The organism is Haloarcula montana (assembly GCF_035666295.1).
Lineage (GTDB): Archaea > Halobacteriota > Halobacteria > Halobacteriales > Haloarculaceae > Haloarcula > Haloarcula montana.
The window spans coordinates 2,794,271-2,814,427 of the sequence record NZ_CP142027.1; the positions used below are offsets into that span (position 1 = coordinate 2,794,271).

Annotated in this window: 19 protein-coding genes, 1 tRNA gene and 2 pseudogenes; 13 read left to right on the forward strand and 9 right to left on the reverse strand. The window is 65.2% G+C overall.

The window, feature by feature from the left end; all coding sequences use genetic code 11:
- The first annotated feature begins 114 nt into the window (after positions 1-114).
- Genes VJ109_RS14800 through VJ109_RS14815 form a run of 4 tightly spaced genes read left to right on the forward strand, consistent with a single transcriptional unit; the run spans position 115 to position 4,082 of the window.
- A complete protein-coding gene (locus tag VJ109_RS14800; RefSeq protein ID WP_324757770.1) occupies positions 115-1,242 on the forward strand; it encodes a branched-chain amino acid ABC transporter permease in 1,128 nt (375 codons plus the stop codon).
- A complete protein-coding gene (locus VJ109_RS14805) occupies positions 1,239-2,510 on the forward strand; it encodes a branched-chain amino acid ABC transporter permease (RefSeq protein ID WP_324757771.1) in 1,272 nt (423 codons plus the stop codon). Before VJ109_RS14800 ends, VJ109_RS14805 begins: the two co-directional genes overlap by 4 nt.
- Positions 2,503-3,330, forward strand: a complete 828-nt coding sequence (locus VJ109_RS14810) for an ABC transporter ATP-binding protein (protein ID WP_324757773.1) — start codon at positions 2,503-2,505, stop codon at positions 3,328-3,330. Before VJ109_RS14805 ends, VJ109_RS14810 begins: the two co-directional genes overlap by 8 nt.
- The gene (locus tag VJ109_RS14815; RefSeq protein ID WP_324757775.1) at positions 3,327-4,082 is read left to right on the forward strand and encodes an ABC transporter ATP-binding protein; all 756 of its coding nucleotides are present in this window, start codon (positions 3,327-3,329) and stop codon (positions 4,080-4,082) included. Before VJ109_RS14810 ends, VJ109_RS14815 begins: the two co-directional genes overlap by 4 nt.
- A gap of 30 nt (positions 4,083-4,112) precedes the next feature.
- Here the strand turns inward: VJ109_RS14815 and VJ109_RS14820 are convergent, their stop codons facing one another.
- Both VJ109_RS14820 and thyX read right to left on the reverse strand, forming a co-directional pair.
- Positions 4,113-5,513 carry an ABC transporter substrate-binding protein gene (locus VJ109_RS14820; protein WP_324757777.1) on the reverse strand — a complete coding sequence of 467 codons (1,401 nt, stop codon included), beginning with the start codon at positions 5,511-5,513 and terminating at the stop codon, positions 4,113-4,115.
- Positions 5,514-5,608: 95 nt separating this feature from the next.
- Positions 5,609-6,352, reverse strand: coding sequence for an FAD-dependent thymidylate synthase (gene thyX / locus VJ109_RS14825; protein WP_324757779.1), 744 nt, complete (start codon positions 6,350-6,352; stop codon positions 5,609-5,611).
- 71 nt (positions 6,353-6,423) lie between these two features.
- Between thyX and VJ109_RS14830 the strand changes: the two genes are divergently transcribed.
- Positions 6,424-6,936 (forward strand): DUF21 domain-containing protein, encoded by a 513-nt coding sequence (locus tag VJ109_RS14830; protein ID WP_324757781.1) that lies wholly within the window; start codon positions 6,424-6,426, stop codon positions 6,934-6,936.
- 251 nt (positions 6,937-7,187) lie between these two features.
- Here VJ109_RS14830 and VJ109_RS14835 read toward each other — a convergent pair whose 3' ends face one another.
- From VJ109_RS14835 to VJ109_RS19620, 5 genes are all read right to left on the reverse strand, one after another.
- The gene (locus tag VJ109_RS14835; protein ID WP_324757783.1) at positions 7,188-7,373 is read right to left on the reverse strand and encodes a DUF7576 family protein; all 186 of its coding nucleotides are present in this window, start codon (positions 7,371-7,373) and stop codon (positions 7,188-7,190) included.
- Positions 7,374-7,428: 55 nt separating this feature from the next.
- Entirely contained in the window at positions 7,429-8,610 is a 1,182-nt protein-coding gene (glmU, locus tag VJ109_RS14840; RefSeq protein WP_324757785.1) for a bifunctional sugar-1-phosphate nucleotidylyltransferase/acetyltransferase, read from the reverse strand.
- A gap of 101 nt (positions 8,611-8,711) precedes the next feature.
- Positions 8,712-8,816: transfer RNA gene (locus VJ109_RS14845), tRNA-Glu, on the reverse strand.
- Positions 8,817-8,910: 94 nt separating this feature from the next.
- Positions 8,911-10,317 carry a sensor histidine kinase gene (locus tag VJ109_RS14850; protein WP_324757786.1) on the reverse strand — a complete coding sequence of 469 codons (1,407 nt, stop codon included), beginning with the start codon at positions 10,315-10,317 and terminating at the stop codon, positions 8,911-8,913.
- 78 nt (positions 10,318-10,395) lie between these two features.
- Entirely contained in the window at positions 10,396-11,433 is a 1,038-nt protein-coding gene (locus VJ109_RS19620) for an enoyl-CoA hydratase/isomerase family protein (protein WP_491745817.1), read from the reverse strand.
- Here VJ109_RS19620 and VJ109_RS19625 point away from each other — a divergent pair.
- Positions 11,362-11,526, forward strand: a pseudogene (locus VJ109_RS19625) (hypothetical protein); the annotation flags it as partial. The gene VJ109_RS19620 and the pseudogene VJ109_RS19625 sit on opposite strands and share 72 nt — an antisense overlap.
- A 36-nt stretch (positions 11,527-11,562) precedes the next feature.
- Here the strand turns inward: VJ109_RS19625 and VJ109_RS19630 are convergent.
- Positions 11,563-12,360 (reverse strand): annotated as a pseudogene (locus VJ109_RS19630) (3-hydroxyacyl-CoA dehydrogenase family protein); the annotation flags it as partial.
- A gap of 271 nt (positions 12,361-12,631) precedes the next feature.
- On the opposite strand from VJ109_RS19630, the gene cysE reads away from it, so the two are divergent.
- A complete protein-coding gene (cysE, locus tag VJ109_RS14860; protein WP_324757788.1) occupies positions 12,632-13,183 on the forward strand; it encodes a serine O-acetyltransferase in 552 nt (183 codons plus the stop codon).
- Between the two features lie 40 nt (positions 13,184-13,223).
- On the forward strand, positions 13,224-13,835 hold the full coding sequence (locus VJ109_RS14865) for a DNA-3-methyladenine glycosylase family protein (RefSeq protein ID WP_324757789.1): 612 nt from the start codon (positions 13,224-13,226) through the stop codon (positions 13,833-13,835).
- Here VJ109_RS14865 and VJ109_RS14870 read toward each other — a convergent pair whose 3' ends face one another.
- Complete coding sequence (locus VJ109_RS14870; RefSeq protein WP_324757791.1) at positions 13,836-15,188, reverse strand: RimK family alpha-L-glutamate ligase; 1,353 nt, start codon at positions 15,186-15,188, stop codon at positions 13,836-13,838. It lies immediately after the preceding gene.
- A gap of 108 nt (positions 15,189-15,296) precedes the next feature.
- Here VJ109_RS14870 and VJ109_RS14875 point away from each other — a divergent pair, with 108 nt between their 5' ends.
- From VJ109_RS14875 to VJ109_RS14895, 5 genes are all read left to right on the forward strand, one after another.
- The gene (locus tag VJ109_RS14875; protein ID WP_324757792.1) at positions 15,297-16,322 is read left to right on the forward strand and encodes a succinylglutamate desuccinylase/aspartoacylase family protein; all 1,026 of its coding nucleotides are present in this window, start codon (positions 15,297-15,299) and stop codon (positions 16,320-16,322) included.
- 132 nt (positions 16,323-16,454) lie between these two features.
- A complete protein-coding gene (gene sdhC / locus VJ109_RS14880) occupies positions 16,455-16,850 on the forward strand; it encodes a succinate dehydrogenase, cytochrome b556 subunit (protein WP_276221625.1) in 396 nt (131 codons plus the stop codon).
- A complete protein-coding gene (locus VJ109_RS14885) occupies positions 16,850-17,215 on the forward strand; it encodes a succinate dehydrogenase hydrophobic membrane anchor subunit (RefSeq protein ID WP_276221624.1) in 366 nt (121 codons plus the stop codon). Before sdhC ends, VJ109_RS14885 begins: the two co-directional genes overlap by 1 nt.
- Positions 17,216-17,218: 3 nt before the next feature.
- Entirely contained in the window at positions 17,219-18,103 is an 885-nt protein-coding gene (locus VJ109_RS14890) for a succinate dehydrogenase/fumarate reductase iron-sulfur subunit (protein ID WP_324757794.1), read from the forward strand.
- Positions 18,104-18,137: 34 nt separating this feature from the next.
- Positions 18,138-19,967 carry an FAD-binding protein gene (locus VJ109_RS14895; protein WP_324757796.1) on the forward strand — a complete coding sequence of 610 codons (1,830 nt, stop codon included), beginning with the start codon at positions 18,138-18,140 and terminating at the stop codon, positions 19,965-19,967.
- Positions 19,968-20,157: the final 190 nt, after the last annotated feature.

Sequence of the window (20,157 nt, forward strand, 5' to 3'; positions counted from 1 at the left end):
CGGGAGCTACCGAGACAGCGGCACCGAACCCGCCGGGAACGCGTCACTCGCCCCGCAAATCTCCGTCTGTTCCGGTGCGTTATTTAGGCACGACTCCCGAACGGCCTACAACAGATGGCTATCGCAGAGTCGGTCAGAGACCGAGGACGCCTTGTCGTCGAGCGACCCGGTGGAATCGCCGTCGGCGCGGTCATCGGGTACCTCTTGCTCGATCTCCTCGTGAAACTGAGTGGGACGAACCTCTATTTCGGGGGAATCAAACTGATCGGTGGATCGCTCACCATCCCCTCGCTGGGGACGATGGTGTTAGACGGAATTCTGGTCGGGCTGGCCGTCGGGTTGGCCGGAATCGGTCTCTCGATGACGTACAGTATCCTCGATTTCGCGAACTTCGCACACGGGGATACCGTTACCGCCGGCGCATTTTTCGGCTGGGTCGTCGCCTATATCCTCGCCGGCGTCGGGACGGGCGCATCGCTCGATCAACTGTTCCTGTTCAACTCCGGCGAGCAACTGAGTGCCGTCACGACGCTCCTTCCGGTCTTGGTCGGTCTCGTCGTGGCCGGCGTTGGCTCGATCGCACTCGTCTTGCTCCTCGATCGGTTGACCTACCGACCGATGCGTGACTCGGGGAGCATCTCCCTGCTGATCGCGTCGATCGGGGTCGCGCTCGCGCTCCGGTACGGGATCGCGTTCGTCTTCGGCACACAGACCAGCGGTGTCGCGACCAGTGGCCTCCAGATCACGCTGTTGGCGCTCCCAAGCGGGACCGTCACGATCACGGACAACGAACTGACGCTGCTGGTGGTCTCGCTCGTCGCGATGCTGGGCGTCCACGTCTTGCTCCAGCGGACCAAACTCGGGAAGGCCATGCGTGCGATGGCCGACAACGAGGATCTGGCTCGCGTGACGGGCATCCCGACCGAGCGAGTCGTTCGCCTGACCTGGATTCTCGGCGGCGGGCTCGCGGGGATGAGCGGCTATCTCCTGGTCCTGGAGAGCGGGACCATCTCCTTCAACTTCGGCTGGCTCCTCCTGTTGCTCATCTTCTCGGCGGTCATCCTCGGGGGGATCGGTTCGATCTACGGGGCGATGGCCGGGGGCGTTGTCATCGGCCTGGTCGACAGCATGGCGCTGATCTGGCTCCCTTCGGGACTGACGAAGGCCGCCGCGTTCTTCGTGCTCATCGTCGTGCTCCTGTTGCGGCCGTCCGGGATTTTCTCGGGGGTGACGACTGCATGAGCACGGCTGGCGTCCGGGCACGCATGGACGGCCTGCCCGATGCGGTGCTGGTCGTCGGCTTCCTGGCCGGGATCTGGCTGCTGTTGACCGCCCTCGCGTTCCTCGTGGGCGGCCAGCAGTGGCCGAACCTCGCAGCCGGCTTCATCGGCAGCGTCACCATCCTCGTCGCGGCCTACGCGATCCTCGTGTTGGCGCTGAACCTCCAGTGGGGGTACACCGGGCTGTTCAACATCGGCGTCGCCGGGTTCATGGCAGTCGGAGCCTACACCACGGCGATCCTGACCGCACCGGTCGACCCCGGTGCCGGCGGGGTTCCCGGGTTCGGCCTCCCGCTGTGGGTCGGGCTGCTGGGTGGGATGGTGATGGCCGCCGTCGTCGGCGCGGTCGCCGCGTTGCCGGCACTGCGACTCAAGGCCGACTACCTCGCTATCGTCACGGTCGCGCTCTCGGAGATCATCCGGCTGTTCGTCAACTGGGGCGGGGTCGCCGAGATCCAGCTGTTCGGTGCCCGCTTCGGGACCGGCGGTGGGACCGGAATTTCCTTTGCCTCTCCGAGTGGTGTCGTCTCCGGACTGATCAACGGACCGGGCCAGCCCCTGGTCGCTGCGGCCGAGAGCGTCGGCGTCTCCGGCCCGAACGTGGCCAACATCGCGTACGGGCTTGTCCTGCTCGCGGTGGTCGGCGGGTCCTACTGGGTGCTCGCCCGCGTGGCGAACTCGCCGTTCGGTCGCGTCCTGAAGGCGATCCGGGAAGACGAGACGGTCACCCAGTCGCTGGGCAAGGACACCCGGCTGTTCAAGATCAAGGCGTTCATGATCGGCTGTGCGCTGATGGGGCTGGCCGGTGCCCTGTTCCGCGGGCAGGCCGGCTACATCAGCCCACAGCAGTTCCGGCCGGCGATCACGTTCTACGTCTTCGCCGCGCTCATCATCGGCGGCTCGGGGTCGAACACGGGGAGCATTCTCGGTGCGGCGACCTTCTCCGCCCTGCTGTTCTACGTGCCGGCCCGTCTCGGCGAGTACGCGCCCGTGGCTGGCAGCGGGACGCCGGGTAACATTGTCGAAGCGGTCGCGGCGTTGTCGTCGCTCGATCCGGTCCCGCTGGTCGCCTATACGGCAGCCAACATCTCGACGCTGCGGTTCGTCCTCATCGGTGTCGTCCTGGTCCTCATCATCCAGCGCCAGCCCGAGGGGTTGCTGGGCCACCGGAACGAACCGGCAAGCAGCGTCCCGCTGGACCGACCCGAGGGAGGTGAGACCGATGAGTGAGACCGTCCCCGACACCGAGGAGGGACCGGCCGTCGAGAGTGCGGCGATCGACGCGCCGCTGCTGGAGGTCGACGGACTGCGCAAGGAGTTCGGCGGGGTGACCGCCGTCGACGGTGCCAGTTTCGCCGTCGGGCCGGGCGCACTGACCGGTCTCATCGGACCCAACGGCGCCGGCAAGTCGACGACGTTCAACTGTATCACCGGCGCACACACGCCGACCGACGGCACGGTCCGCTTCGACGGCCAGGACATCACGGGTCTCCCGCCGTATGCCATCGCCCAGCGCGGCCTCGTCCGGACCTTCCAGATCGCCCGCGAACTCTCCGAGATGACCGTCCTGGAGAACGTCATGCTCGCCCCACCCGATCAGGCCGGCGAGTCCGCGCTACGGGCGGTGTTGCCGGGACTTCGTGACGGCGTCAGACGCGACGAGACCGAGGTCGTCGAACGGGCCTGGGAGACCCTGGAGTTCTTCGAGATCGACCACCTCGCACACGAGAACGCCGGGAACCTCTCGGGCGGCCAGCGGAAACTGCTGGAGATGGCCCGCGTACTGATGACCGAACCCGACATGGTCCTGCTGGACGAACCGCTGGCCGGCGTCAACCCGACGCTGGAGGAGAAACTGCTCGAACGCATCCACGACCTCCGTGAGGACGGGCTGACCTTCCTGCTGGTCGAACACGACATGGACGTCATCATGAACCACTGTGAACACATCATCGTCATGCACCAGGGGAGCGTGCTGGCCGAGGGCGACGCCGAGACGATCCGCAACGACGACCGTGTTCTCGATGCCTACCTGGGGGGTGACGTATGAGCCCGACCGCACAGCGCTCGGCGGAGGTCGAGCTACCCGATCCGGCCGAGAGCCTGCTCTCGGTCCGTGATCTCGACGCCGGCTACGGCGACCTCCAGGTCCTCTCGGACGTGGACATGGACGTCGCCGACGACGAGTACGTCGTCATCGTCGGCCCCAACGGCGCCGGCAAGTCGACGGTGATGAAATCGGTGTTCGGGCTCACGACCTACATGGGGGGACAGGTCGTCTTCGACGGGCTCAATATCGAGCAACTTCGCCCCGACCAGATCATCCACGAAGGGATCGGCTACGTCCCACAGAGCGACAACGTCTTCGAGACCCTCTCGATCCGCGAGAACCTGGAGATGGGCGCGTACATTCTCGATTCGGTTCCCGAGGACCGAATCCAGGCGGTCTACGACCGGTTCCCGATCCTGCGGGAACGCTCGGGGAAGAAGGCGGGGACGCTCTCGGGCGGCCAGCGACAGATGCTCGCGATGGGGCGGGCGCTGATGCTCGACCCGGATCTGCTCCTGTTGGACGAGCCGTCGGCCGGGCTGGCGCCCGACCTCGTCGAGGAGATGTTCGACCGCATCGACGAGATCAACGCCGATGGAACGTCGGTGTTGATGGTCGAACAGAACGCGAAGGAGGCGCTGCGCCGCTGTGACCGGGGGTACGTTCTCGTACAGGGGCAGAACCGGTATCAGGACACCGGCGAGACGCTGTTGAACGACCAGCAGGTCCGCCGGGAGTTCCTCGGTGGCTGATCGGCGGGGCAAAAACGGCTGCGTGTGGAGCTACTGGCTCAGCGCTTCGTTGAGCTGGGAGGTGTAGGAGGACTGCTGGGACTCGAAGCCGACCTGGCTGACGATCGAACCGCCGGCCTCCTCGAACGCGGAGACGAAGCTCTCCTGGAGCGCCTGGCCGTAGCTGTTGTTGAGATACAGCGTCGAGGCCGTCGAGGCGCCGAGTTCCTCGGTGGAGACCTGGGCGAGCACCTGGCCCTGGAGCGCGTCGCTCGGCGGCGTCCGGAAGAGGTAGTCGTCGTCCTCCAGGGAGGTGATCGCCGGCGAGGTCGAAGCCGGCGAGCAGGCGACGACGCCGTTGTTCGTCAGGACGTTGTTGGCGACCTGGATCGTCGACTCGGAACTCGCTGCTCCGGTGATCATCGGGTAGCCGGCGCTGACTAGCGAGTTCGCCGCGTCGATGGCGGCCTGAGCCTGTGACTGGGTGTCACCGACCTGCGTGTCGAAGGTGAAGTCGACCTCACCTTCGAGCTGGCGGGCCGGCAGGAGCGCGGCGTCCCGGATGGCGACGCCGAGCGGACCGAGGTCGCCGGTTTCGGGCTGGAGGACGCCCAGCCGGACCGTTCGACCGCTGTCGGAGCCACTCGCCGAGGGCTCGGGCTCCGGGATGCTCCCGGAGGCGCCGAAGTCGATGGTCTGTTGGGTCTCGTAGCCGTCGCTGTTGAACCCGAAGACCTGGTAGCGCGCGGAGGTGATGTCACCGTTCCCGTCGAAGTTGACGTTGCTGGAGGCACCCTGGTAGTTGATGTTCTCGCCCGCTGCGGCGGCCTCGACGGCCTCGGGGAGTTCCGAGGGGCCGTAGCTGGTCCCGCCGGGGTTGGCGACGACGCGCATGTGGTCACGGATGGCCTCGCCGTCGTTCTCGCCGGCCATGACGTTCGCGAGGATCTGGACCGCGCTGGCGTCGTAGGCCTGGGAGGTGAACACGCCGGGCTCGTCGTAGTCGAACTCGGAGGTGAACAGGTCGGCGAACGTCTCCCGGCCGGGGCCGGAGGAGGTCGGCGCCGTCCCCATCACGTTGGACATGTCGTTGCCGACGTTGCCCGGCAGATCCGAGGACTGGAGGCCGTCGGTGACGAGGATGTCGACATCGTCATCGCTGTAGTCCGAGTAGTAGTCCTTGAACAGTTGGACGCCGCTCTGTGGGTAGCCGACCACGATGAGGACGTCGGGACCGACGGAGCTACCGCCGTCACTACTGCCACCGTCGCCGCCGTCCCCGCTGCCGCCGTCGCCGCCGTCACCGCCGTCACCGCTCCCACCATCACTGCCGCCGTCACCACTTCCCCCGTCGGCCTGTTCGGTCGTACAACCCGACAGCCCCACGATACCGAGGGAACTGAGTGCGCCGGTTCGCTTCAGAAACGTTCGTCGACTGCTGTCACGAGACATAGTCACCCGTGATTGAACCCCAACGTAAAAATATGTTGTCTGTCGACCAACGGTGTCCCACGGCCGTACAACTCAGCACTCCCGGAGGTGGGTCCTCAGGGAGCCAGCCGGTTCTTCCGGTTTTTCATGTGTTCCTCGTAGTGAGCGAACGTGATCGGACACCAGTCGGCCGCGAGGTCGAGCAACCCCTCAGTCAGATTGCGAATTTCCCACTGGGCATCGGCCGCCGCGCGCATGTCGGCGACGTGCATCAACATCCGCGCGTTCATCGACATGACGATGTTGACCTTCGTCCCGATCGGGAGGACGAAGCGGGCGTCCTCGGGGGGCATCCCCAGATCGAGGAGTTCCTGGTAGGACTCGACGGCGTGTTCGATGGTGTCGTTGAACACTTCGGTCCGTCGCTCGACCGTCTCCTCGTCGACATCGCCGGTCTTCTGATTGCGGCCAACCCAGTCGGGGTCGGTCGCCGACGGCGGCGTGACGACGAGTTCACCCTCCCGAACGTCCGCGGGATCGATGTCGTCGAAGGCGACGTACCGCATCGACTGGACGTCGAAGGAGACGTGTCGGTGACGCGTGATCTGAGCCATACACGAGCGGGAGACGCCTTTCACCGCGAAGGTGATCTGTGGGTGTTCGAACGGGCCGAAGTGGCCGTGTTCGAGCAGGTGACCGATGAGCGTCTCCTTCTTTTCCTCCATGTCCTCACCCTCGACGGTCTCCATCGTCGCGTCGAAGGACTGACCGCCCACGAACTCCCCGCTGTAGTCGTTCCGGGCCGCCTTGCAGATGAGTTCCTCCGGGTCCGAAGTCGCTTCCAGTAACGTGACTTCCATACCGGAGGGGTACACCCGAGCGGGATAATTCTTTCCGGGTGGACTTTCGGGATGGGGCGTCTGGTGTCGGTATGGACACATCGACGCTGTCGAGTTTGGGTACTATCGTCGTCTTGCTGGCTGCGAGTGCGTTCTTCTCCAGCAGCGAGACGGCGCTGTTTACGGTCTCGCGAGAGTCACTGACTGCTGCTGCCGAGTCCGATCCCCGCGGGGCGGCGGCCCTCGAAGTGCTTGCTGATCCACATCGCCTGTTGGTCACGATCCTGGTCGGGAACAACGTCGTCAACATCGCGATCTCCAGCCTACTGACGGCGCTGTTGGTCGATCACGTGCAGTCGAGTGTCGCGGTTCTGGTCACGACAGTCGTCGCAAGCAGTGTCATCCTCGTCGCGGGCGAGATCGTCCCGAAATCCTACGGTCTCGGGCACGCCAACTCGTACGCGCTCCGGGTCGTCCGGCCGCTTCGGTACGTCGAACTGCTCCTCTATCCGGCCGTCGTCGCGTTCGATCTGCTGACCAGACAGATAACCAGACGGATCGGCGGCCAGCAGGCCATCGAGCGCCCCTACGAGGACGAGGAGTGAACGCGGTCAGTGGAACCCGACGTTCGTCCGAGGATGCTGTGAAGTCCTTGGCCCGTTCGTCGGGGCTGCCCGCGTGTCGGCCGCGGAGACGAGTCTCGTGGTGGTTCATACGAGTGGCTGATCGAGACGACTACACGGGAGCACGGAGCGGAAAAACGCATGGACCATCCGGCGTCGACGGCTCGTCTACGCAATCGAACAGAGATCCACAGAACAGGCGTTCTGTCGCCCGGAAACGCGATCGGACCGTCTCACTCCCCGTCCCAGTCGGAACGACACTGTTCGTCACAGAAGTGGGCAGTCTGGACGGCTCCCTCTTCGATCCAGGTCAGGACGCGATGAGTGGTCTCGTTCGCGATGGGGTCGCCACACGTCGCACAGTTCGGCGCCTCGTCCTCGTCGATATCCTCGTGGTGATCCGATGTCGGGTCGACCATCGTATCTGAGCGTCGGTGTCACCCTACTTAATCCCACATATCCGTCCCGAACCGATCACCGATCTCTGGTGACAGATTCGCCGGGCGTCGTCGTCGCCCCCGTCGAGAGCACGACGCCGGCGTTGAGGCTCGTGTTGATCGCTGTCTTGACCCGGTCGCCGGCGACCACACCGAACTTCCGACGCCCGGTCGAGACCCGGTCACCCTTCACCGTCATGCGCACGTCCTCCCCGTCGTGACGGAGGTTCGCCACCTGCGTGCTGGCACCGAAGTTGACTTCCGACCCCAGGACGCTGTCGCCCACGTAGGAGACGTGTGGGACGTTCGAGTCCCGTCCGACGACGGAGTTTTTGATCTCGACGCCGTGGCCGACGTGGGCGTCTTCCCCGAGTAGCGTCGCGCCGCGGACGTAGGCGTTGGGACCGACCGTCGCACCCGACCGGACGAGTGCCGGCCCTTCGATCACGACGCCGGGTTCGACGACGGCCCCCTCCTCGACGACGACGGTTCCCCGGAGGTCGGCGTCCCCGCGGACGTCGCCGTCGAGTCGGCGGTCCATCTCGGCCAGTTTCCACTCGTTGGCTTCGAGCAGTTCCCACGGCCGGCCCACGTCGAGCCAGCGGTCGACTTCGACGGCGGTGACGGTCTGTTCCGCGATTACTCTCGCGAGTACGTCGGTGATCTCCCGCTCGCCGCGATCGCTGAGTGGCACACTCAGCCACTCCCGGGCCGCCGCCGGGAACACGTACGCGCCGGCGTTGGCGAGTTCCGTCGGCGGGTCGGCGGGTTTCTCGACGATGTCGGTGACGGTATCGCCATCCGTCGAGAGCACGCCATAGTTGCTCGGGTCCTCGACGCGGTAGGCTGCGACCGACGGTGCGGCCTCGAACAGCGCGGTCAGGCTCGCCTCGTCGTAGAGGTTGTCGCCGTTGAGGACGGCGAAGGGACCGTCGATGTACTCGCTGGCCGCGTCGACGGCGTCGGCCGTCCCGAGTTGCTCGGCCTGGACGGCAAACGAGACCGGGACACCCCCGTAGCTGTCGCCGAAGTACGACCGGACGTCGTCGGCTTCGTATCCGACGACGAAGATCAGTTCCTCGGCACCGGCGGCAATGGCCGTGTCGGCGGTGTGTGCCACGAGCGGCCGGTCAGCGACCGGGAGCATCGGCTTCGGTGTGTTGGCCGTCAGCGGTCGCATCCGTGTTCCTTCGCCCGCCGCCAGAATCACTGCTTGCATGGGCGGCCAGTCGTCCGGTCACCGAAAATAGCTGTCGCTCCCGGATCGATCGGTGATGACGGTCGGGCGCAACGCTCTCCGGTCGACGCCTCGTGAGAATGTGCTCGGTAGGGGATTTGAACCCCTGTCCTCGGCTGTCTTCCTCGCGGAGGGTGACTCCGTGAGCCGAAAGGCCAAGATGATTGGCCGGACTACACCAACCGAGCGCATCCTACTTTATCGGGTGCTCCGTTTTAATCCCATCGAAACGCCGGCTCCCTGTGGCGTTGTCTCACCCCAATCGGGGGCGGCAGCCGTCGATCAACGCCACTCGACGCCGAGGACGTCGATGCGGGCGCCCCCCTCGTCGCTCTGTCGTGCCCGGACGGTCCAGCCGTGAGCCTCGGCGACGCTCTGGACGATCGCGAGTCCGAACCCCGTTCCCGTCTCACTCGTCGTAAATCCCTCCTCGAACACCTCGTCGGGGTCGACATCCTCGAACCCGACGCCGTCGTCGGCGACGAAGAACCCACCGACCGACCCCTCGGGGTCGAACCGCTCGACGGTGATCGTGATATCCGCGCCGTCGACGCGGCCGTGTTCCACGGCGTCATCGGAGGCTGTCGGATTGCCCGTCGAACCGTGTTCGACGGCGTTGCGAAACAGGTTCTCGAACAGTCGTTGGAGCCGACTCGCGTCGGCCTGGACCTCCCCCAGTTCCCCGACAGAGAGCGTCGCTTGCTGGGTTCCGACGGTCTTCCAGGCAGTCTCGGCGACCTGTGCGAGCGCGACCTGCTGTGGGTCCGTGATCTCCCTGCCCTCGCGTGCGAGCGTGAGCACGTCGCTGATGAGTTCGTCCATCCGGTCCAGCGCTCCCGAGATCGCCGTCAGGTGCTCGCTGTCACACTCCTCACTGAGGACCGTTGTCCGCCCCATCGCCACGTCGAGTGGGTTCCGGAGGTCGTGGCTGATCACGTTGGCGAACTGTTCGAGTCGCTCGTTCTGGCGTTCGAGTTCAGTCCGATCGGCTAGCCGATCGCTGATGTCGGTTATCGTTCCGACGTGGTATCGACGGTCGCCGACGGTGATCGCCGTGGTATGTGTCTCGACCGGGACCACCGTTCCGTTCGACCGCCGGTGTGTCGTCTCCGCACGGCGTGTCTCGCCCACGTCGAACGACTCCCAGTACTCCTCGAACCGATCGGGATCGATCTCCGGGTTGATCTCCCATATCGGCGTGTCGACGAGAGACTGGCGGGAGCGGTCGAGCATCTCGACGTAGTTCGGGTTGACGTAGCGGTACCGACCGTCTGCAGCGTACAGCGCGACGCCGACGCCGACACCGTCGACGATCTTCGAAAACAGTGGCCCGCCCTCGCCCGCGTCGGGATTCTGTAGCTCACCGACTCGCTCGCGGAGTCGGCGCTCGTATTCGAGAAGATCCTGCGGGAGAAAGGCAGTCACGTCCGCGTCGACAGCACGACTGGCGATCTCGCTGTCGCCGGTCTCGGGGACGAGCACGAACGAGACCGTGGGTCGTCGGTCCCGGACGGCATCGAGCAGTTCGAGTCCGTCGCTCTCGCCGAGGTCGTACTCGCTGACGATACAATCGACTCCATCGAGTGCTGAAAGCGCCTCGTCGAGTGACCCGACAGTTGCCACGTCTTCACCTAGTGTCGTGGCCGTCTCGTGATCGCGCCCGACGTACAGGACCGGCGGTTCAGTCACGTATCAACCCACACGCTAACGGCTAGGGAGTTATCGGTTATAAAGAACCGGTGCCGGCGTCTCGCTCCACCCGGGTCGTTACTTCCCTTCGAACTCCGGTTCGCCGTCGCCCATGAACGCGGTGATCCCCTCCATCACGTCGTCGGTGCCGATGAGGTGACCGAAGGCCTGGGATTCGACCTCCAGACCCGCCTCGGTGTCGTCGCGGCCCGCGTGCATCGCGCGTTTGGTGAACCGCTGTGCGACCGGCGGGCCGGCGGCGAGATCGGCGGCCAGTTCGAACGCGCGGTCGTCGAGTTCGTCGTTGCCGACGACTTCGTTGACGAAGCCGTAATCGGCCATCTCCGCGGCGTCGTAGCGCTCGGCGGTGAAGATGATCTCTTTCGCGCGGCCCTCGCCGACGATGTTAGCCAGCCGCTGGGTCCCGCCCCATCCCGGCAGGAGGCCGAGATTGTGTTCGGGTTGGCCCAGTTCCGAGCGCTCGGAGGCCACTCGCAGGTCCGCACAGGTCGCCAGTTCCATCCCGCCACCCAGCGCGTAGCCGTCGATCCCCGCGACGACCGGCATCGGGCACTCCTCCAGTTTCCCGAAGGTCTCCTGACCCTTCTTCGAGAGTTCGACCGCCTCCAGCGGGGTCGCGTTCGAGGCCATCGACTGGACGTCGGCCCCGGCGGAGAACGCCTTGTCGCCGGCACCCGTCAGCAGGATCGCACGCACGTCGTCGTCCTCGGCCAGCAGGTCGATCGCCTCGCTCAGTTCGTCCATCAGGTCGGGGCTGACCGTGTTCATCCGGTGGGGTCGGTCGAGTTCGATGTGGCCGACCATCTCGCCCGGGTAGTCGACAGCGATGTTCTCGAACTCGGTCGTCCCCTCGTCGTCGCTCCCGTAGAAGCCACCCTCCGTAGTCGCGTTCCGGAGCCCCTCGGAGACGGCGAAGCGTTCCGCGCCGGTCTCCTCGTGGGCCGTCTCCAGCGTCTCGACGAGCGTCTCCAGTCCGGCCTTGTCGGCCAGCTTCGCGGGACCTTCGGGGAAGCCACCGCCCAGCATCACGGCGTCGTCGATGTCGCCAACCGGTGCGACATCGTTCTCGACGAGTTTGCCGACCTCGTTCGCCATCACGGCCAGCAGGCGGTTCTCGACGTGGTCGCTCCCGGCGTCGGTCGGGATGTCGACACCGCCGTTCTCGTAGTCGTAGAAGCCCTTGCCTGACTTCTTTCCGAGTTCCTCGTTCTCGACTTTCTCTTCGAGGAGGGGACATGGCGCGTAGGGCTCGCCCAGGACCTCGTGCATGTACTCAAGGACGTGCAGCCCCACGTCGTTGCCCACCTGGTCGGAGAGTTCGAACGACCCCATTGGGAGGCCGATGTCGAACTTCGTCGTCGAGTCGACTTCGGCGATGGTGGCCTCGTCGTCGTGGACGAGCCAGCAGGCCTCGTTCATCAGCGGGACGAGGATGCGGTTGACGATGAAGCCGGGGGAGTCCTTGCGGACGCGGACCGGCGACTTGTCGAAGGCCTCGGCCAGTTGCTCGATGGTATCGAGGGTCTCCTCGCTGCTGTGGGCGCCGGAGATGACCTCGACCAACTGCATGCGGACCGGCGGGTTGAAGAAGTGCATCCCGCAGAACTGTTCGGGCCGCTCTGTCACTTCCGAGAGTTCGGTGATCGAGAGACTGGAGGTGTTCGTCGCGAAGATGGCCGTCTCGGGAGCGTACTCCTCGACCTCCTCGTAGACGTCTTTCTTGATCTCCATTTTCTCCGGGACCGCCTCGATGACCACGTCGGCGTCATCGACCGCTTCCTCGACGTCGACCAGCGGGGTGATCCGGTCGAGTGTCGCGTCGGCCTCGTCCTGTGAGAGTTGCTCTTTCTCGGCGAGTTTGTTCACCGACCACTCGATGTTGTCGTAGCCGTCCTGGACGAACTCGTCTTTGATGTCCCGCATCCGCACGTCGTAGCCGGCCAGCGCTGCGACTTCTGCGATGCCGTGGCCCATATTTCCGGCTCCCAGTACCGTGATCGTCTCGATCTCCTCGAAATCCATGACGTGTACTCAGACTGTCGGCCCACGTTTCAACGTTTCTCTCGTTCAGGAACTCCAGGGGAGTTCATTCGACCCTAACCGCGTCATTTAACCGGTCGTCGCCGTTAGGCCTGGATATGATGGGTGCCGTACTCCCGTCGCCCGAAGGCTCGGCGGTCGAACCACTCGCCCGCGGTTCAGTGGCGTGTCGCTGTTGTCGGTAGCGCCAGCGACAGTTGTTCTCCCACGCACGGCATCCAAGCGACCGTCCCGACACGACACACGCCACACCATGTTCGAGACACTCCGAGACGACGTTCGCACCGCACTCGCCAAAGACCCCGCTGCCAGGAACACCGTCGAGGTCGTCCTCACGTATCCGGGGCTCCACGCCGTCTGGCTCTTCAGAGTCGCCCACGCGCTCTTCGAAGGAGGGTTCCCGTTCGCCGCACGGCTCCTCTCGCACGTGATCCGGCTGCTCACCGGCGTCGAGATCCACCCCGCCGCCGATGTCGGTGACCGGCTGTTTATCGATCACGGAATGGGAACGGTCGTCGGTGAGACCGCCGAGATCGGAGACGACGTCCTGTTGTACCACGGCGTCACGCTTGGCGGTGCATCGATGCGCCGCGAGAAGCGCCATCCGACGCTGGGCGACGACGTGACCGTCGGCGCGGACGCGACGCTTCTGGGGCCGATCACCGTCGGCGACGGCGCGACGGTCGGCGCCGGCTCCGTGGTCGTCGAGGACGTTCCACCGGGAACGACCGTCGCCGGGTACCCGGCGAAACCGATCGACGACCGCGCGACCGACGACACCTCTCGTCGGGCGGCTGACTGCTGAGCAGTCAGGTTCATCACCATCGACCTACTACGCCGAGACCATGACCGAACCACCCCACGAGCAGTTGCGCTCGGACGAGTACCTCGGCCCGCTCGTCGACCATCACGGCGATCTCACGCTGGACCCGGCCAACGATCTCTTCCAGCGGTTGGTGACGTCGATCCTGCGCCAGCAGGTATCGATGGCGTCGGCAGCGGCGACCAGAGAGCGGCTCTTCGAGGCCATCGAGGTGACCCCGGAGGGGGTACAGGCAGCCGACGATCAGCTACTGAAAGACGCCGGGCTCTCCCGGCAGAAGACCCGGTACGTCAACGCCGTCGCCGACGCCTTTCTGGAAGAGGGGTACTCGCGGGAATCATTCGCCGAGATGGACGACGATGCGGTCCGGGCGGAACTGACTGCGATCACCGGCGTCGGCGAGTGGACGGCGAACATGCAACTCCTCTTCTCGCTCGGGCGACCCGACATCTTTCCCGTGGGGGATCTCGGGATCAGAAAGGGATTCGAAACCGTCGTCGGCGAGGGGTACGACCGTGCGGAGATGGCGACGTTCGCCCAGCGATGGGCACCCTACCGGAGCTACGCGAGCCTCTACCTCTGGCGCGCCGAAGAGGACATCGCCGACGGCGTCGCCGAGGTCGTCGAGGAGTAACTACTCCTCGGCTGTCTCTTCCTCTTCCTCCGTGTCGGGGTCCGCTTCGTCGTCGGCTCGACGGGTCACGTCGACCTGGTAGTGTTTGAGGATGTCTCGACCGAGCAACAGCGGGTAGTCCATGTGTGAGCGGTCCTCGACGCTGGCCGTGACCGTGTGTTGTGTCCCGCCGACCCCGACCACGAGGTCGACGACCGGGCGCGAGCGGCCGCCCTTGACGCTACCGGATTTGACGTTGACGATGTCGAGGATGGGGCCGGTCCCGATCTCGGCGGCCAGCCGCGTGTCGATGCTGGTCCGGGTCGCGCCGGTGTCGGACTTCGCGAGGATGGTCTTCGTCCCGCGAGTGCCGGTGACGACGACCTCCTCGATGTAGCCGACGACGATCGTCTCGGAACTGCGCTCGGTCGTCTCCCGGGGCATACAGGTCGGCCTGGAGTCGTCCAGCGTCCCCTGAAGCCGTTGGACTTCGCTCTCGGGGACGCTCCCACCGGCCCGCTCGATCGCCAGCTTGGCGATGTACGGCGCCGGACTGACGCCGGTGGCCTTGAACAACCCCCGGAACCCGGCAGTCGGGTTGACCTCCAGCACGTAGTAGCCGTCGTCGCCTTCGACGATATCGACACCGGCGTAGTCGAGGCCGACCGCGTCGGTGGCCCGCCGGGCGATCGATCGGACCGCCTCGGGGAGCTGTCCAGTCATGTCCTCGACCGAGCCACCGAGCGCCACGTTCGTCCGCCACTCCCCGTCGGGTGCGTACCGGTTCATCGCGCCGACGATCTCGTCGCCGACGACGTAGACGCGGAGGTCGTGGTGGCGCTCGGCGTCGTGGTCGACGAACTGCTGGAGGAAGGCGTGGCGGTTCCCGATCTTCGCGTTGACGGGGTCGTCCAACTCGACCATCCACGTTCCGCCGCCGTGGGTCCCGATCGCGGTCTTGTAGACCGCTCGGTCGCCGAACCGCGTGCGCGCTCTGTTGAGGTTGTCGTTCGACAGCGCCATCACGGCGTCGGGGACCGGGACCCCAGATTCGGCCAGCGCCGCGGCGCTTGCGAACTTGTGGAGCGCCGTCGTCGCCGCGGTGGGTTCGTTCAGCATCGGCGCCTGCTTTGCGAGCGTCAGTGCGAGACCGATCCCTTCGGCCGGGTCCTCGTTGCTTGAGAGCAACAGTCGGTTCGCGATGACGTCGACCGACGGGGTGAGTTCCATCGCACCGTCGGTGACGCTGAGCGTCGTGTTCTCGGCCCGGAGCCACTCCGTCCCGTATCCCAGCTCCTCGGTCGCGTTCAGGATCGCCTTCGTCTCCTTGCTCGAATGAAGACTCAGTACCCCGAGCGTGATGTCCGTATTCATAGTGACAGTTCTCGTCCCGCGGAGAAAGCGTTGGTGGTCAGGTCGCTCGGTTGCCAGGTCCAGGCGGTGCCGGACACGCTTTTGTCACCGGCCACTCTCCGTAGTGGTATGGACGAAGCCGAGCCGTTCACCTACGACGGTGGCCGGGTCGACCCGGGCGAGACACAGAACGTCCGCTACACGGTCAGTGAGACGTACATGGGTGACCCGGTTCGGCTCCCGGTGACGATCGTCAACGGGCCACGTCCCGGTCCGACCGTCTTCCTCTCGGCAGCGGCCCACGGGGACGAACTCAACGGGATCGAGGTCGTGCGGGAAGTCGCCCACGAGTGGAACCACGACGACCTCGCGGGGACGCTGGTCTGTCTCCCCGTGTTGAACGTTCCCGCCTTCCTCGCACAGGAGCGGTACCTCCCGATCTACGACCGCGACCTCAACCGGTCGTTTCCCGGCAACCCGGACTCGACGAGCGCCAAGCGGATGGCCCACGAAGTGTTCCGGAACTTCCTGGCGCCGTGTGATCTGGGATTGGACTTCCATACCTCGACCCGTGGCCGAACAAACATGCTCCACGTACGGGCGGACATGACCGACTCGACTGTCGCCCGCGTCGCGAACGCCTTCGCGTCGAACCTGATCATCTCCTCGGAGGGGCCGTCCGGGTCGCTGCGCCGGGAGGCCAGCGCCGCTGGCGTCCCGTCGGTCACGATCGAGATGGGCGAGGCCCACCGGTTCCAGCGTTCGCTGATCGACAACGCCCTCGACAGTGTCCGATCGGTGCTGGCGGAGTTCGGCCTCCTTGAGAGCGAGGTCGTCCGGTGGCCGGGGTGGCGGACCGTCGTCGAGAACGGAAGCGACGACAAGACCTGGATTCGTGCGGACGCCGGCGGTCTGGTCGACATGCACCACGAGCGAGGTGGCCTGGTCCACGCCGGCGAGACGATCTGTACGATCACGAACCCGTTCAAGACCGACGCGATCGAAGTGAGCGCACCGTTTACCGGGTTGTTGGTCGGCGTCCTGGAGAACCCGCTGGTCTACCCGGGCAATCCACTGTGTCACCTCGTGAGTCTGGACCAGCGGACCCGCCGAGCGATCGAACAGTCCGAGCGGGCGGAGCGGACGGCTCGGTGACCGCGGCCCGGACTGAACAGTCAGCCAGTTCGTCTCCGATATCGTCAATACGCGAACGTCTTCGGCACGACAGCCGGCGACCTGCGCGTGGGGTAGTAACTACTATTTGTCCCCGGACTAACCCCCCAGTGTATGAGTCAGTCTTACAATCGCGGCACCGTCGAGGACTTCGGACGGTGGCGGGAGTTCACAGCCGGGATGTGGGCGTGGATCTTCCACAAGTTCACCGGCTGGGTGCTCGTCGGGTACCTCTTTACCCACATCGCCGTCTTGAGCACCTCCCTGGGAGGGGCAGAACTCTATACGAACACGCTCCAGGGGCTAGAGGCCCTGCTCGTCGTTCGCTTCCTAGAGATCGGATTGCTCGCCGTCGCCGTCTTCCACATCCTCAACGGCATCCGCCTGTTGATGGTCGATCTCGGCGTCGGACTAGAGGCACAGGACAAGAGCTTCTATCTCTCGCTGGTGTTGACGGGTGCGATCGTCGTCGCCAGCGTGCCGACCTTCCTCGGGGGGCCACTCGCATAATGGCCGAACACTACTCCTCGTTCGAGCGCGGTGGCCGCCGCTGGCTCTTCCAGCGGCTCACGGCGGTGTTCCTGGTCGGTGTCCTGGCGTTTCACTTCATGCTGTTGCACTTCGTCAACCACGCCGCAAACATCACCTTCGCCGGGACGCAGGTCCGGATGAGTCAGGTGGGCTACTTCGCGACGATGTGGCTGTTCCTCGTGACCGCGACGTTCCACGGCGTCAACGGCGTCTACAACGCACTCGTCAACCAGGGGCTCAAAGGCACCCAGCAGACCGCGATCAAGTACCTGCTCGCAGTTGCCGGCCTCCTGTTGATCGCACAGGGGACCCGCGTCGCAGTCGCTATGACAAACCTCGTCTAACCTATGAGTACACAGATCGAACAACAAGAGACCGAGTCAGAGAGCGAACAAGAGGCCGAATCGGCCGTCGAGTCACCCGGTGACCGGCGCCGTGCGGAGAAACAGCAACGCCTCGACGAACAGAAACAGGCCGAACGCGAGGAGTCGACCCTCGACGACGAGGAGACGATCCGTCTGAAGGTGTTCCGCTACGACCCTGAGGTCGAGGGGAAACAGGAGCCTCGCTTCGACGACTTCCTCGTCCCGTTCCACAAGGGGATGACCATCCTGGACGCGCTCATCTACGCGCGCGACCAGTACGATTCCTCGCTGACGTTCCGACACTCCTGTCGGCAGGCCGTCTGTGGCTCCGACGCGCTGTTCGTCAACGGCCGCCAGCGGCTGGGGTGTAAGACCCAGATCGCCGACCTGGAGACGCCGGTTCGGATCGAACCGCTCCCACACCAGGAGGTCGTCAAGGACCTCGTGGTCGATATGGAGCACTTCTACGATCAGATGGAAGCCGTCGAGCCGTACTTCGACGCCGACGAACTGCCCGAGAACGAACTCGAAGAACAGCGCCAGAGCCGGGAGAACCGCGAGAAGGTCAAGATGTCCACGCGGTGTATCTGGTGTGGCGCCTGCATGTCCTCGTGTAACATCGCGGCGGGCGACAACGAGTACCTGGGGCCGGCGGCGATCAACAAGGCCTACCGGTTTGCCATGGACGAACGCGAAGGCGCCGACCGCAAACAGGAACGACTCCGGATTATCGAACAGGAACACGGCGTCTGGCGGTGCCAGACGATGTTCTCCTGTACCGAGGTGTGTCCGAAGGACATCCCGCTGACCGAGCACATCCAGGAACTCAAACGCGAGGCAGTGAAGAACAACCTCAAGTTCTGGTAGTCCTAAGCACGCCTACGACACTACTTCCCATACTATGTACGAACACGACGTCATCGTGGTCGGCGCCGGCGGCGCCGGCCTCAGAGCGGCTATCGCAGCACACGAGGAAGGCGCAGATGTCGCCCTCGTGACGAAACTCCACCCGGTCCGGAGCCACACGGGCGCGGCCGAGGGTGGCATCAACGCGGCACTCCGGGAGGGCGACTCCTGGGACCTGCACGCCTACGACACCATGAAGGGGTCGGACTATCTTGGGGACGCCCCGGCGATCGACACCTTCGCCAAGGACGCTCCCGAGGAGGTCGTCCAGATCGAACACTGGGGGATGCCCTTCTCCCGCGAGGACGACGGCCGGGTCTCCCAGCGACCGTTCGGCGGGATGTCGTTCCCGCGGACGACCTACGCCGGCGCCGAGACTGGCCACCACCTGCTGCATACGATGTACGAGCAGGCGGTCAAACGCGGTATCGAGGTCTACGACGAGTGGTACGTCACGAACCTCGCAGTCACCGACCACGAGGACCCCGAGGACCGTGTCTGTCACGGCTGTGTCGCCTACGACATCAAGTCGGGCGAGATCCACGGCTTCCGGGCGAAAAACGGCGTGATCCTGGCGACTGGTGGACTCGGACAGGCGTTCGATCACACCACCAACGCCGTCGCCAACACTGGCGACGGCTGTGCGATGGCCTACCGCGCCGGTGCCCCGATGGAGGACATGGAGATGATCCAGTTCCACCCGACGACGCTGCCGTCGACGGGTGTGCTCATCTCCGAGGGTGTCCGTGGCGAAGGTGGCATCCTCTACAACGAGGACGAGGAGCGGTTCATGTTCGAGCACGGCTACGCGAACAACGACGGCGAACTCGCCTCCCGTGACGTGGTCTCGCGTGCCGAACTGACCGAAGTCAACGAAGGCCGCGGGATCGAGGACGAGTTCGTCCACCTGGACATGCGTCACCTCGGCGAGGAGCGCATCCTCGACCGCCTGGAGAACATCCTCCACCTCGCGGAGGACTTCGAGGGCGTCGACGGGCTCGACGAACCGATGCCGGTCAAACCCGGCCAACACTACGCCATGGGTGGCATCGAGTGCGACGAGAACGGCGAGACCTGTATCGACGGCCTCTACGCGGCCGGCGAGACGGCCTGTGTCTCCCTCCACGGTGCGAACCGCCTTGGCGGGAACGCGCTACCGGAACTCCTCGTGTTCGGCGCCCGCGCCGGCCACCACGCGGCCGGCAAGGACATGAAAGTCGCGGAGATCCAGACCGGCCCGTCGGCCAAAAGCGAGGACGGCGCCGTCGAGCCGCCGGTCGACCCCGGCGCGGTCGACGCTGGCACCGACGACGTCGTCGCCGACGGCGGGGCGGCAGCCACACCCAAAAGCGTCGTCAAGGGAGCCGTCGAGGAGGAGCGCCAGCGCATCGAGGAACTGCTGGAGGCCGACGGCATCAACCACGCCGAGGTCCGTGCGGACGTCCAGGAGACGATGACCCAGCGCGTCAACGTCTTCCGGGAGGAAGAGGGCCTCCAGCAGGCGCTGCGGGAACTCAAGGACGCACGCAGAGAGTACCAGAACGTCGCCGTCTCGGACCCCTCTCGCACCTACAACACCGATCTGATCCACACCATCGAGACTCGTAACATCCTCGACGTGGCCGAGGCCATCACCATCGGCGCGCTGGCCCGCGAGGAGTTTCGCGGTGCCCACTGGCGCGCGGAACACCAGGAGCGGAAAGACGACGAGTGGATCAAGCACACGATGCTCGCCTGGAACGGCGGCGATCCGGAACTGTACTACAAACCCGTCGAACTCGACGGCGACGAGGAAACCTACGAGCCCAAAGAGCGGTCGTACTGAAACCACACAATAGCACTGCGAATCGGGTCCCACCGAGACTGACTCTTCTCGTCCCCGAAACCGTCGGTCTGTTCGCGGTCGAACTCCCGGGATGGTTCGTTTTGGTCGTGAATCTCACACTGAGCAGGAACTCCGTTCTCACGGAGTGAGCGACTAATGCAGTCGCTACGCGTCGGAATTCACCGAAAGC